This window comes from Desulfobulbus alkaliphilus (assembly GCF_016918545.1).
Lineage (GTDB): Bacteria > Desulfobacterota > Desulfobulbia > Desulfobulbales > Desulfobulbaceae > Desulfobulbus > Desulfobulbus alkaliphilus.
The window spans coordinates 1-417 of record NZ_JAFFQC010000337.1; the positions used below are offsets into that span (position 1 = coordinate 1).

Genomic DNA, 417 nt, shown 5'->3' on the forward strand with positions numbered 1-417 from the left:
GTTCCAGCCTTGACCCGCTGCAGGCCCAACACCACAGCATCCTCAAGACCCTGAGCCTCACCCGCCACTGCAGCCTGAGCCAGGCGCAGGCCCTGTTGCCAGGGTTGTATCAAGCATTCGGCCGGCAGCATGGCGTGGTACAGGAAACGGACTACCACTGCCTGCTCGCTGAAAGCGCCGAGATGGCCTGGATCGCAACCGAGGGCAACAGCTTCAACCATCTGACAGATCGCGTGCCGGACCTCGAAGCCTGTGTGGCGCAACAACGTGACTTGCAACGGCCCATGAAAGACAGCATCGAAGTGTCCGCCTCGGGGCGGGTGATGCAAACCGCCTATCGCGCCAGCACGGTCAGCCGCGGCCTGGTCGATGCTGCCGGGGTGTACCGCGAGCACGCAGTGCCGGGGTCATTTGTGG

General features: G+C 63.8%; 1 protein-coding gene. It reads left to right on the forward strand.

Annotated features, from left to right (window positions below; genetic code table 11):
* On the forward strand, positions 1-417 hold a 417-nt coding region (locus tag JWG43_RS18830; protein WP_205244438.1), incomplete at both ends, for a 2-oxoadipate dioxygenase/decarboxylase family protein.